At 28.2% G+C, this 13,732-nt stretch carries 12 protein-coding genes and 2 rRNA genes; 4 read left to right on the top strand and 10 right to left on the bottom strand.

Annotated features, from left to right (window positions below; genetic code table 11):
• The first annotated feature begins 24 nt into the window (after positions 1–24).
• The 3 genes from CJ670_RS08505 to CJ670_RS08495 all read left to right on the top strand — a co-directional run bounded on the left by CJ670_RS08505 (position 25) and on the right by CJ670_RS08495 (position 3,807).
• Entirely contained in the window at positions 25–1,347 is a 1,323-nt protein-coding gene (locus CJ670_RS08505; RefSeq protein ID WP_105939653.1) for an MFS transporter, read from the top strand.
• Positions 1,348–1,353: 6 nt separating this feature from the next.
• Positions 1,354–2,208, top strand: coding sequence for a hypothetical protein (locus CJ670_RS08500; protein ID WP_105939652.1), 855 nt, complete (start codon positions 1,354–1,356; stop codon positions 2,206–2,208).
• A gap of 63 nt (positions 2,209–2,271) precedes the next feature.
• Positions 2,272–3,807, top strand: a complete 1,536-nt coding sequence (locus tag CJ670_RS08495) for a methyl-accepting chemotaxis protein (RefSeq protein ID WP_105939651.1) — start codon at positions 2,272–2,274, stop codon at positions 3,805–3,807.
• A 46-nt stretch (positions 3,808–3,853) separates the two neighbouring features.
• Here CJ670_RS08495 and CJ670_RS08490 read toward each other — a convergent pair whose 3' ends face one another.
• Positions 3,854–6,466, bottom strand: a complete 2,613-nt coding sequence (locus CJ670_RS08490) for a valine--tRNA ligase (protein ID WP_105939650.1) — start codon at positions 6,464–6,466, stop codon at positions 3,854–3,856.
• Positions 6,467–6,596: 130 nt separating this feature from the next.
• Here CJ670_RS08490 and CJ670_RS08485 point away from each other — a divergent pair, with 130 nt between their 5' ends.
• Complete coding sequence (locus CJ670_RS08485) at positions 6,597–7,262, top strand: rhodanese-like domain-containing protein (protein ID WP_105939649.1); 666 nt, start codon at positions 6,597–6,599, stop codon at positions 7,260–7,262.
• A 74-nt stretch (positions 7,263–7,336) separates the two neighbouring features.
• On the opposite strand, the gene CJ670_RS08480 is transcribed toward CJ670_RS08485, so the two are convergent.
• The 9 genes from CJ670_RS08480 to CJ670_RS08440 form a co-directional block, all read right to left on the bottom strand.
• Positions 7,337–8,560, bottom strand: coding sequence for an NnrS family protein (locus CJ670_RS08480; RefSeq protein WP_105939648.1), 1,224 nt, complete (start codon positions 8,558–8,560; stop codon positions 7,337–7,339).
• A gap of 72 nt (positions 8,561–8,632) precedes the next feature.
• Positions 8,633–9,247 carry a tetratricopeptide repeat protein gene (locus CJ670_RS08475; RefSeq protein WP_105939647.1) on the bottom strand — a complete coding sequence of 205 codons (615 nt, stop codon included), beginning with the start codon at positions 9,245–9,247 and terminating at the stop codon, positions 8,633–8,635.
• Between the two features lie 102 nt (positions 9,248–9,349).
• Positions 9,350–9,889: a thiol peroxidase Prx-SUH gene (gene prx-suh, locus CJ670_RS08470; protein WP_105939646.1), complete on the bottom strand. Its 540-nt coding sequence runs from the start codon at positions 9,887–9,889 to the stop codon at positions 9,350–9,352.
• Positions 9,890–9,985: 96 nt separating this feature from the next.
• A complete protein-coding gene (locus CJ670_RS08465) occupies positions 9,986–10,810 on the bottom strand; it encodes a CvfB family protein (RefSeq protein ID WP_105939729.1) in 825 nt (274 codons plus the stop codon).
• 31 nt (positions 10,811–10,841) lie between these two features.
• Positions 10,842–11,642, bottom strand: a complete 801-nt coding sequence (locus CJ670_RS08460; protein WP_105912024.1) for a metal ABC transporter permease — start codon at positions 11,640–11,642, stop codon at positions 10,842–10,844.
• A gap of 15 nt (positions 11,643–11,657) precedes the next feature.
• Positions 11,658–12,398, bottom strand: a complete 741-nt coding sequence (locus tag CJ670_RS08455) for a metal ABC transporter ATP-binding protein (RefSeq protein ID WP_105939645.1) — start codon at positions 12,396–12,398, stop codon at positions 11,658–11,660.
• A gap of 165 nt (positions 12,399–12,563) precedes the next feature.
• Entirely contained in the window at positions 12,564–12,887 is a 324-nt protein-coding gene (locus tag CJ670_RS08450) for a ComEA family DNA-binding protein (RefSeq protein WP_105939644.1), read from the bottom strand.
• A gap of 216 nt (positions 12,888–13,103) precedes the next feature.
• Positions 13,104–13,219, bottom strand: a 5S ribosomal RNA gene (gene rrf / locus CJ670_RS08445).
• A 203-nt stretch (positions 13,220–13,422) separates the two neighbouring features.
• Positions 13,423–13,732: ribosomal RNA gene (locus CJ670_RS08440) — 23S ribosomal RNA — on the bottom strand; the annotation flags it as partial.

The raw sequence follows: 13,732 nt of genomic DNA, 5'->3' as shown, positions 1-13,732 counted from the left end.
ATTATAATATATTTAGGATTATGTATGATTAAATCAGTTTTGCCTTTGAGTTTTATTATATCTTTACGATTTTTTGGACTTTTTATAGTTCTTCCTGTTATTTCTGTGTATGCTTTTAGCCTAGAAGGTGCAAATGCTACACTTGTGGGAATTGTTGTTGGTGGTTATGCCTTGACTCAAGTAATTTTTCAAACTCCTTTTGGAATTATGAGTGATAAACTTGGAAGAAAAGGGACTATTATTTTAGGATTGGTTCTTTTTGCTATTGGTTCACTTATTTGTGCCCTAGCAACGGATATTTTGGCTCTTCTTCTAGGAAGACTTTTACAAGGTGCTGGAGCTATTGGAGCTGTTGTAACTGCTATGATTAGTGATGTTGTAAAAGAAGAACAAAGATCAAAAGCTATGGCAATTATGGGTGGATTTATTGGTATTTCATTTGCTCTTGCTATGGGATTGGGTCCAATTATTGGTGGATATGCAGGTGTTCCAGCACTTTTTTATATTACTATGGTTTTATCTTTGATTGCTATTTTTGTACTAGTTAAAAAAGTACCAAATCCACCAAAAATAACTCATACATATAATGACAAATTAAATATAAAAGATGTTTTAGGAAATGCAAACATAAATAAAATGCATATTACAAACTTTTTACAAAAAGCTTTGATGACTTTTGCATTTTTAGTTATTCCAATAATTCTTACAAAAATATACAACTGGGATATAAAAGATTTATGGCAAGTATATGTTCCATCTATGATTTTGGGGCTTCTTGCAATGGGACCAGCTTCAATTTTAGCGGAGAAAAAAGGCAAATATAGAGAAGTTTTAGTTATAGGAATTTTATTATTTATAATCTCTTATTTATTGATGGGATTTAGTAGTAGTTCTATGATATTTTGTATTGGTGTTGTTCTATTTTTTATAGGGTTTAATATGCATGAACCAATTATGCAATCTCTTACATCTAAGTTTGCAAAGGTTCACCAAAGAGGAAGTGTTTTGGGAGTATTTAACTCTTTTGGATATTTAGGAACATTTGTTGGTGGAGTTTTTGGAGGTATTTTATTAGATAAATTAGACTCTTATGAGATAGAAAGTTTCACTTTAGGAGTTGCTGTTGTTTGTATTTTATGGGCTATTTTAATAATTTTAATGAAAAATCCATCAAAAACAAAAAATTTATATTTAAGTTTAGATGAATATAAGCTTGAAAATAGTGGAAAACTAAACGATAATTCAAATATCGATGAATGGTATATAAATAATACAGAAAATATTTTAGTAGTAAAATATAGCCAAGATAAAATAAATGAAGATGATATTAAATTAATTTTAAAGTGATTTGAAATGTTAAGATTTGTAGTTTACTTTTTTTTAATATCTGTTTTATTCATAGGATTTGGATTTTCATTTTTAAACAACTTTGAAAAACAAAAAGAGCAAATTCTTACAAAATACCAATTAGAGACAAAAACTACATCTCTTTTTATAAAAGAGAATTTAAAAAAATATCTACAAAACAAAGATATTGAGATATTAAACACAATAAATTCTGTTTTTAATAACAACTTTTCATCAATATCTATTCAAAAAGCTCTTTTTTCAATAAAAGAAAAAGAGCTTATAGATCTTACAAATAACCTAGATAAAACTTTATCTTGGGAGATATCAAATATAAAAATAGATGATAATTTGGGGCAAATTATTCTATCTACTCAAAGTGATGATTTACAAAAAGAGCTTTTGACTATTGAAGGTTCTATTCCAAATGAGATAAATAAAAACATTACTCCTAGTAGTGATATTTATACATTTGTTCCTAGTAAAAATTTTAGAAATTTATCGACTTTAGTAATAAACTTTGATGCAACAAACCAATTTGATGAAACAAAAACTTCAAGTACCCTTATAAGTTTTGAAAAAGATATTAGCTCATTTACAAATAATCAAAATGAAAATATAGCACCAGTTTGGTTTAAACAATTAGTTCCTATATATTTCAATGAAGAGGAAAGTAAAGTAAACAATAGTTTACAAAATGATGCAATATTTTATCTAAATACAAATATTGAAAAAATATATTTTGAACTATACAAAGAAGCAAAAACTGAGTTTTTAAACTACTTTTTCTGGTTTTTTATATCTTTTATCTCTGTATTATTTATTGATATTTTATATAGAGTTATAAAATCAAAATCTTAAGATTTTAATAAGAATAAAAAGATTTTTTAATGTATAATTAAATTTTCAAGGGGAGATTAACAAATGTTTTTTAAAAATAAAAATGACAAGATTTTAAGTGAAGCTATAAATAAAAACTATGCAGTTATTTATTTTAAACCAGATGGTACAGTAATAAAGGCAAATGAAGTTTTTTTGAAAACTATGGGATATTCTTTAGAGGAAATTGTAGGAAAACATCACTCTATTTTTTGTGAAGATAAATTTACAAATACTCAAGAATATAAAGATGGTTGGAATGATCTAAGAGCAGGAAAAACTTTAACAGCAGAGTTTCAAAGAGTAAAAAAAGATAAAAGTTTAGTATTTTTAAGAGCTTCATATATGCCAGTTATAGAAAATGGAAAAGTTTTAGAAGTTATAAAATTAGCTCAAGATATTACAAAAAATAGATTAAAAAATCTATTTTTTATAGGACAAGTAAAAGCTATAAATAAATCAAATGCGGTTATCGAATTTGATATGAATGGAAACATTTTAAATGCAAATGATAATTTTTTAAATACTTTAGGATATAAAAAAGAGGATATTATAGGGAAACATCACTCTATTTTTTGTGAAGAGAACTATAAAAATTCAAATGAATATAAAGAGTTCTGGAAAAAACTAAATAGTGGAGAGTTTGATAGTGGCGAATACCTAAGAATTGCTAAAAATGGTAACCACGTTTGGATACAAGCAAGCTATAATCCAATATTTGATATGGATGGTAAAGCTTTTAGAGTTGTAAAATATGCAACAGATATTACACATAGAAAAAATACAATGTTTGAAGTTGAAAAAGAGATAAAAGAGTTTTCAAACTCTTTAAATACTCTTTTAAGTACTTCAATAAATATGTTAAAAGATGCAAAATTTTCAAACGAAAATTCTCAAAATGCTACTAACTCTTCACAAAATATAAACTCTTTAATTCAAGATTTATCAAATAAAATAGATGAGATGCAACAAGCAATAGTCGATATTGCTTCAAAAACTTCTAAAAATGAGCAAATAGCACAAGAAGCGAATATTCAATCAAAACAAACAGCAACTGCAATGATAAAATTAAATGAAGAGAGCCAAAAAATAGGTGAAACAGTAAATATAATTTCTCAAATAGCATTTCAAACAAATATTTTAAGTCTAAATGCAGCAGTTGAAGCAGCAACAGCAGGAGAAGCTGGAAAAGGGTTTGCAGTAGTTGCTCAAGAAGTAAGAAATTTAGCTTCAAGATCAGATGATGCTGCAAAGAATATAACAGAAAGAATTGCACTTATTCAAAATTTAGTTAAAAATTCTCTTGATTCGATTCATGAGATAGATGATACAATATCTAATATTAGCAATATTTCAAAAGAGATTTCAGTATCTATGAGTGAGCAAAAACAAAACTCTTCTATGGTTTCACAAAATGCGAAAGATGGTTCTAAAAGTTTAAATGAAGTTACAAGAAATATGAAAGATGTTGTTTTAAGTACTGAAAATACTCTAATTGAAGCACAAAAAACACAAGATAGCTCAAATTCTTTAGTTGAGATTTCAAATAAACTTATAAAAACTCTTCAAGAGCTAAAATAAGAATTAGAATAATCTTCCAATTTTGGAAGATTATTTAACTATTTTTTTAGCTTAAACTCTTAAGCTCGTCTTCTATTTTTTTAAGCCTAGATTTAACATCTTCAAGAGCTTTTGTATTCTCTTCTATTACATTTGCTGGAGCATTTGCTACAAATCTCTCATTTGATAACATTGTGTTTAATTTATCAAACTCTTTTTGTGCTTTCTCTTTTTGTTTCTCAAGCTTTTCAATAATTGGTTTCATATCAATTGCACTTGTTGGAATATAAACCTCAAGATTGTTTGAAACATCTGTTATAGAGTTTTCAACTTTTGCATTTACAAATTCAACACTATCAACTTTTGCTAATTTTTCAATAAATGGTTTTGCAATATCTTCATCAATTTTAACATCAAGCTTTAGATATGCTTTTTCAATTTTACTATTTCCCATATCAATTAGAGTTTTTGCTCTTCTTATACTTATAATTGCTTCTTCAATAATCAAGAACATATTTTCAATATTTTCATCTTTTTTAATATCTTTTGGGAAGTTCATAATCATTAATGAATCACCATTTTCAAGTGTTGTTCCACTTAATTTGTGATATAAATAATCTGAAATAAAAGGCATAAATGGACTAACCATTTTTAATGTCTCTTTAAAAATTGCTCCAAGTTCTACTATGCTATCTTTACTAGCTTTTGAGTACTCAATTCCCCAATCACAAAACTCCATCCAAACAAATCTATATAAAGTACTTGCAGCTTCATTGAATTTATAAGTTTCAAGTGAATTTCTTACCTCATCAACTGCATGGCTAAGACGACTTTGCATATAAAGTCCAAGAGGAGTTTGAATATTTATATCTTTTAAATCAGGGAATGTTTCAACATTTAAAGTTAAAAAGTTTGAAGCATTATAAAGTTTATTTGTAAAGTTTCTAAACTGCTCAAGATTTTTTTCACCAAGTTTTATATCTCTTCCTTGAATTGCAAGATATGCCAAAGTAAATCTAATAATATCAGCACTATGAGTTTCAACCATATCAAGAGGATCAATTACATTTCCTTTTGATTTACTCATTTTTGCACCATGCTCATCTCGAACTAGTGCATGCATATAGATATCTTTAAATGGAAGTTGTCCCATAAAATGCTCACCCATCATCATCATTCTAGCAACCCAGAAAAACATAATATCAAATCCAGTTATTAAAAGTGAGTTTGGATAAAAATCTTTTAAATCGTTTGCACCAAATGTTTTTTCCATTTGACCATTATTTCCCCAACCAAGTGGTGAAAATGCCCATAAAGCACTACTAAACCAAGTATCAAGCACATCTGGGTCTTGATGAATATGGTCTCCACATTTTGGACAAGCTTTTGGCTCATCCTCTTTTGTAGCCCACTGATGATTACAACTATCACAATAAAATACTGGAATTCTATGTCCCCACCAAAGTTGTCTAGAAATACACCAAGGTCTTAACTCATCCATCCAAGCTCTATAAGAGTTTAGCCAGTGAGAAGGATGAAATTTAGATTCTCCTTCGTATGTTTTTCTAATAGATTCAGCAGCAACCTCTTTTTTTACAAACCACTGTTTTGAAATATATGGTTCAACAATATTTTTACATCTATAGCAGTGCCCTACTTGATGATTATGGTCTTCTATTTTTACAATAAATCCATCATCTTGAAGTTTTTTAACAATCAAAGGTCTAGCTTCTAATCTTTCAAGTCCTTTAAACTCTCCACAATAATCATTTAAAATACCTTTTTCATCAAAGCATTTTATAAACTCTAAATTGTGTCTAAGCCCTACTTCATAGTCATTTGTATCGTGAGCTGGAGTTACTTTTACAACACCTGTTCCAAAACTCATATCTACATGAGAATCAGAAATTACTTTTATTTTTCTATTTGTTAAAGGTAAAACTACCTCACGTCCAACAATATTTGTGTATCTCTCATCATCGGGATGAACCATTATTGCAGTATCACCAAAATATGTTTCAGGTCTTGTTGTTGCAACTGTTACAAAGCCTGAACCATCAGCAAAGAGATAGTTCATATGATAAAACTTACCATTTACCTCTTCGTGCTCAACTTCAATATCACTTAGTGCTCCATCGTGAGTACACCAATTTACCATATAGTTATTTTGAGTAATCATACCCTCATCATAAAGTTTAACAAAAGCCTCTTTTACAGCCTCTTTTAAACCCTCATCCATAGTAAATCTCTCTCTTGACCAAGCAGGACTAACTCCTAGTTTTCTCATTTGATGAACAATAGTTCCACCACTAAACTCTTTCCATTTCCAAACTCTCTCTAAAAAAGCCTCTCTTCCTAAAGCCTCTTTTGTAGTTCCCTCTTTTAATAATTGTTTTTCAACTACATTTTGAGTTGCAATTCCAGCATGGTCAGTTCCTGGTTGCCAAAGAGTTTTAAACCCATCCATTCTTTTATATCTTGTAATAATATCTTGCAAAGTAAATGTAAGTGCATGACCAATGTGTAAACTTCCTGTTACATTTGGAGGTGGCATCATAATTGCAAAATTTTTATTTGGCTCTTGAATTGATTTATTTCCATCAATTTCAAAATAACCTCTATCTTCCCAAATTTTATAAAAACTATCTTCTACCTTTGATGGCTCGTACTTTTCACTCATAAATAATCCTAATTGTGTTACTAAAATAACTTAGATTTTACCTAAATTTCACTTAAGTCCCTGATAGTTGCCATTTTAAAAAGTTTTTGATAAAATCAAACTCGATACAATTTTAAAACAAGGAGAGTTTATGTTTAAAATAATTTTAGGAAGTTTGCTTGTAGCAACTTCGTTATTTAGCGCTGATTTACAAAGTTCTGGAGTTGAAGTAACTTTAGAAAATGGTAAAAAAGCAACTATAAAAAGAGAAGCTAAACCAAAAGAGTGTGAAAGTGTTGCATTTGACCCAAAAGATATTTTTGGTGGGAAACATGAAGCAGCTCCAACAGTAAATGAAGACTGCAAAAGAAATTTTGTTACATATTTTGGAAAAATTGCACCAATAAAAGCATCAGATAAAATAGAGACTTATGGAGAATTAGAAGTTTTAGAGTTTATAGAGAAATCAAAAACAGATAAAAATCTTCTTTTAATTGATAGTAGAACTGAAAACTGGTACAACCATGAAACTATTGCAACAGCTATAAATGTTCCATATGTTTACACAAAAAAATCTCAATACCCAGATGAGTTTGAAGAGGCTTTAGAGACTTTTGGAGTAGTTGAAAAAAATGGAAAATATGACTTTACAAATGCAAAAACTCTTTTGATGTTTTGTAATGCAATTTGGTGTGGACAATCGCCTGAAGCTATGAAAGAACTAATAGCTATTGGATATCCTGAAGAGAAAATGAAATGGTACAGAGGTGGTATGCAATCTTGGCTTAGTGTTGGATTATCAACGATTAAACCATAGTTTTTAGCTCAAATAAAAAAATCCAACAAAGAAAATTTGTTGGATTTTTAAATCTTTATAACTCTTAAATTAAATCAAGCTTTCCATTTAGAATTATCTTCTACCTTTTTATCATTTTCCAATAAAATAGAAACATACTTATAAGACCAAATAATTAGTGCAACTATTAATAAAATAGCACTTAGCTCTATAAAAAAGATATAATTTAATCCAAAATTCAGACAAATAGATGCAAATATTCTAACTATAGCTAAAATCTGAACACTTATAAATATAGAAAGTGCAAAGAGTTTTGTCTCTATTTTTCTTCCAGAGTGACCAAGAACTACTCTAGTACCAAAGCCTATCAAAACAGTAACAAAATATCCAATAGCCAAAGTATGAATTACAACTTTTTCAAAGTAAAAATTTGGATAAATAAAAGAAAAAATACCCTCAACAATAGATATAAAAAATGCTACAACAATCCAATATAAACCAAGGTGCAAAATCCAAACTATTGGTGGTGTTCTAAATGTTGGCATTTTCCAACGAACTAGCTCTTTTACTATAAATAAAAATATCGGAATATCTGCAAAAAGATTTAGTTTTGGATTATCAAAAGATAATAAAATAACTTTTAAAAGAAGTAGAAAAAATATAGTATCCAAAAGCTTTGGACTCTTATTTATAATATATTCAGGAACCATAACTCTTGTAAAAAATGGAATCATTCTTTGAGATATTATAAAAATAATCATAAATAAAAATAGATAAAATCCACTATTTATCGCAATTTTTGAAACCAAAAAAGATGAATTAAAATCAAATTCTGAAACTATATATAAAAAATGAGAAACAATTCCTGTACTAAATGCCATTAAAACCCATTTTGTATCATTTTTATCTTTCATAATACTTTTTTTATGAATACTATAAAGAAGTCTAAAACTCAAGATTTGAGCAAAAAGCATTAGAAGTTGGAATAAAATCGTAATCTTAGAGTAAAAAATAAGCGAAAGAAAAATACCTAAACTAGATATAAAATATAGAAAAAATTGTCCCATATAATCTTTTGAAGCTATTTCACTTTGCATCAAAAATTTTGGAAAAACAACAAATAAAAACCCCAAAAAAAACTGAATAAATACTACAAAAATAAGAGTATATGCATGATATGTTAAAAGTGATGTATCTAATTTTATACTATTTGAATAAGCAAAAGCAAATAGAGTTATAAAAAGTATAAAAAATATTATACCATTTGTAAAAAATGGTTGATGTGGTTGCGAGGCAAACTTTTTGTACCACGAAGTCATTAAAATCTCCTAATATAAATTAAGAGATTTTAACTATTTTTTTTATAAATTAGCTTGATTTCAAACAATAATTCAAAGTTTTCCTAACTCTTTGCATGCATTACTATAGCCAAGGTTGCAAGATTTTTCAAAATACTCTTTTGCTTTTGTTTTATTTATAGCCAAAAAATCACCTTCAAGATACATAACTCCAAGATTATAACAAGCTTTTTGATGATTCATTTCACAAGCTTTTGTATAAAAATCAACTGCTCTAAAATCATCTTTTTCCACACCATTTCCATTTTTATACATAATTGCTAAATTAAAACAAGAAGAACTTAAACCATTTTTACAAGTTTTTATATATAAATCAACAGCTTTAAAGTTATCTTTTTCTACACCTAAACCTTTTTCATACATATTTGCTAAATTATAACAAGCATTTTGATGACCTTGCACACAAGCTTTTGAAAAATACTCTTCTGCTTTTATATAATTTTTAGCAATATGCTCACCCTTAAGATACATTAAACCTAAATTATAACATCCAGCAAATGCACCTTTTTCACAAGAATTTTTAAATATATTTGCAGCTTCTAAAACATTTCCTTTTTCAAGCTCAATATATCCATCTTCAACCAGTGAAGCATTTGAAAAAGAGAAACTCAACATCAACACAAATATAGTTTTAATTATTTTTTTCATAGGATAACCTTTTTTTAGTATTTAAAATATTACAATTTTTTGGTTAATAGTAAACAAGGTAGTATTAAAAGCAAGAAAAATCTTGCTTTTAATTTTTTATTTTTAGTGACAACTTCCACAACAAGAAGTAGAAGAGGCTTCAGTTATTGCTGCTAAAACAGCATCATAATTTGGCTCTTGTGTTATTTCAGAAACAATCTCTTTATATGTAATTTTTCCAGATGGATTTACTATAAATACAGCACGAGCTGTTAAACCTGCTAATGGTCCATTTGCTTGTAAAACACCATAAGATTTTGCAAATGCTTTTGCTCTAAAATCAGATGCAACTTTTAGGTTTTCAATTCCTTCCGTTGTACAAAATCTATTCATAGCAAATGGTAAATCCATAGATACAATAACAACCTCTACGTGATCTAATTTTGAAGCTTCAACATTAAATCTTCTTGCTTCCGCAGCACAAACACCAGTATCAAGTGATGGAACTGCAATAATAACTTGAGCCATTCCACGTTGTCCACCTATTGTAATATCACTTAAATCTGCTCCAACACCAGTTACAACAGGAGCTATATCTCCAACATTTAACTCTGTTCCGCTTAAATTTACTTCTAATTCACCTTTAAATTTTACTGTTGCCATTTTATTTCCTTTTTATATAAATTTCAATCAATTAAAAAATCTTATTTAAGATATTTAACTGAAATTATATTCAATTAGGATAAGATTTGTCTTAATTTAAATCAAACAAATTCTATCATCTTCCAAGTTTATTTTTTTCTCATCAATTAGCTTTGTCAAAGTCGCCTTAAAAGCTTTTTTACTAATAGCAAACATATTTTTTATATCTTCAGAATCACTTTTATACGTAAAGTTCAAAACTCCACCATTTGCTTTTAAAATCTCTAAAACTTTATTAAAATCTACTTTCTCACCTATTTTTTGTAATGAAATATCTAGCTTTTTATCAACTCTAAGATTTTTTATATAGGCTCTTTTTTTATCCCCTATTTTTAAATTTTCAAAAATTTCAGAATGGAAAATCATACCTTCGTAACTGTTATTTACAATTACTTTAAATCCAAGTGGAGTTTTTGAATATAAAATAATTTCTACTTCATCACCTTGCTTTAGATTTTTTGGCTCTTCTTCTAGTGTATATTTTTCACTTGCTATTAATCTACTTGTTTTTTCATCAAACTGCATTTGTAAAACTTTATAAGAACCTTCAAAATAAGTCCCTTTTTGTCTATTTTTAGGAACTAACAAATCTTTTGGTAAACCAATATCTACAAAATAACCAAATTTTGCACTATCAACAATCTTTAAATTTGCAAATTCATTTAAGTACAAATATGGTTTTAAAGTAGTAGCAACTAGTCTATCTTCACTATCTGTATATATAAAAACATCAAGTAAACTATCAATTGCCATATCTTTTTTTACATAAGCATTTGGCAATAAAACTTCTGTTTCATCACCACTTATTAGATAAATTCCAGGCTCACTAACTCTATTTACTCTTAAAGTATTTATAACACCTTGTTTTATTTTTTCATCTATTTTTTTCATTGGTTTTTCCGTTCTTTCTTTTTTATTTTTTATATTTAATTAGCTTTACAACTCCTAAAGCAACAACTGCGACCATTATTATACTTGCTCCTGAACTTATATCATAAAAATATGAAACTGCAAGTCCAGATATTGTAAACATTGTAGCTAAAATTGAGCTAATTATCATCATTGAAGATAATTTTGTAGCAAAAGTTTCAGCTAAATATGTAGGAATTGTAAGAAGTGCAATTACCAAAATAAGTCCAACAGCTTTTATAGCAGCAACTACACATAAAGCCGATAATATAAGAATTAGTGTATAAAAAAACTTAACATTTATTCCTCTTAAACTTGCAAATTCACTATCATAAGATACAGATAAAATCTCTTTATAAAAATAGACAACAATTGCAATAATAAAAATATCTAAAAGAGTCATATAAATAATATCTTCACTTGAAACAGCAATAATACTTCCAAACAAATAACTCATTAAATCTACATTGTATCCAGGAGTTAAATCCACAAATATAATTCCGATTGCCATTCCACTTGCCCACATCATTCCAATGATTGCATCTATTCGGCTTCTATTTTTCAAAGTAATAATAGCAATTATTATTGCAGTTAAAACTGCAAAAACTGTTGCTCCAAATAAAACTGGAATTCCTAAAAATATCGCTATTCCTATTCCTCCATAAGCACTGTGAGCTATTCCACCTGTAAGAAAAGTAATCTTGTTTACCACTACCAAAGTTCCAATTATTCCAGCTGCTATTGAGATTAAAACCCCAGCTATCAAAGCATTTTGAATAAAATCATATTGTAAAATTTCAAACATTATATTTTTACCTTTTTAATGTACATGGTTACAGCAAATTTGTGTTTTACCTAAAGCTGATAAAAGTTCAACCTCACACAAATGATCATCAGCTAAAGTAACATTTTTTTGAACTTCAGCAAGGCTGTGATAAACCAAACCTCTATTTATATGAGCTACATTTTTTGCATAATTTAAAAGAATTGATAAATCATGACTTACAACAACTATACAAATAGATTTGTTTAGCTCTCTTAAAAGTTCATAAATCTCTTGCTGTCCTTTTACATCTATACTTGCTGTTGGTTCATCCAAAAGCATAATTTTTGGATTTGAGCAAAGAGCTCTTGCAATAAAGACTCTTTGCCTTTGCCCTCCACTTAAATCACCTATTTTTTTATTTGCAAAATCTTTCATTCCAACTTGATTTAAAGACTCTAATGCACAAGAAATTTCATCTTTTGAATAACCAAATAATCTTTTTTTAGAACTTATATGACCCATTAAAACTACTTCTAAAGAAGTAATTGGAAAATCAATATTTAAATTTGTATTTTGTGGAACATAACCAACTTCACTATTTTTTATATTTTTTATTAATTTTCCACTTTGAAGAGGAAGTAACTCTAAAATAAGTTTGAAAAGTGTAGATTTTCCACCACCATTTGGTCCAATAATAGCTAAAAAATCATCACTTTTAATTTCAAGATTTATATTATCTAAAGCTTTTGTATTAGTATACGAGTAAGATAAGTTCTCTATTTGTATTAAATTCATATTAACCTTTATTTGCAACTTGGTTGCAATGTTATCCAAATATGAATTAATTTCTATTTATATAAATTTATTTTTGTAAGTCATTTCAAATATTCTTATTTTTAATAAAAATAAGCAGAGATTAAGAGGAGCCAAAAAATAAAGCTCATCTTAGTTTTATGTGTATTAATTGTCAGATTTAGAGTTTTTCATTTTCTTTGACTCTTTGTTATCTTCACTCTTTGATTTTTCATCTTTTTTATTTTTTTTAGGTTTTTCTTTTACATTGTTTTTTACATTGTTTATAATAGAATCACCAAAGCCTTTTATGTTTTTTAAATCGTCAGCAGACTTTATAGTGTTTGTTTTTCTGTACTCAATAATGGCATCAGCTTTTTTATCACCTACTCCCTTAATTTCCATTAACTCACTTTTTGAAGCAGTTTGAAGATCCATAGCCCCTAAAAATAAAGTAGTAAAAATTGCTAAAATAGCAACAAATTTTTTCATGTTCTCTCCTTTAAATTGTAATGTAAAAAATTATATCATAAAAAAAACAAAAATGTACATTAAATTATTTATTAAAAACTAAACTAAAAAAGAGGAGCGAATAAAGAAAGAGATTGATATGCATGGGGAATAAAGCAATAAAAAAGCTTACCTTGACCTACTATTGTTTTTTTAGTAAGACAAGATAAGCTCTTGGGGTAATTGTAAAACTCAATGAGCTGGCAGCGACCTACGTTTCCACAGGGGGACCCTGCAGTATTATCGGCGATGAAGTGCTTGACTACCAGGTTCGGAATGGGACTGGGTATTTCCACTTCTCTTTAGCCACCAACAAGTTGAGTGAAAAAAGTAAATAATAAATACTCTTTGCACTCAACTCAATTAGAGTTAAGAAAAAATAATGTTAAAGTCTTAGCGCTTAAAAAAATTTGCATTTTTTCAAGGTAACGCCTTTTTTTCTTTCTAAAAAAATATACACAATTGTATATTAAACATAAATAATATGCTTAATAAGATAGTAAACCAAAGAATTTGTTAAAATAAGCCAAACGTTCTATTAGTACTGGTCAGCTAAAGGGCTTACACCCATTACACATCCAGCCTATCAACCAGCTAGTCTTGCTGGGAACTTCAGGGAAAGTTCATCTTAGAGTTGGCTTCGAGCTTAGATGCTTTCAGCTCTTATCACATCCCAACGTGGCTACCCAACGATGCTCTTGGCAGAACAATTGGTACACCAGTGGTTGGTTCATCCCGGTCCTCTCGTACTAGGGACAAATCTCTTCAACTTTCCTACGCCCACGGAAGATAGGGACCGAACTGTCTCACGACGTTCTGAACCCAGC

It is taken from the genome of Arcobacter cryaerophilus gv. crypticus, from assembly GCF_002993025.1.
In the GTDB taxonomy this organism is placed as follows: domain Bacteria; phylum Campylobacterota; class Campylobacteria; order Campylobacterales; family Arcobacteraceae; genus Aliarcobacter; species Aliarcobacter cryaerophilus_B.
This window is presented reverse-complemented; position numbering and strand designations above follow the sequence as displayed.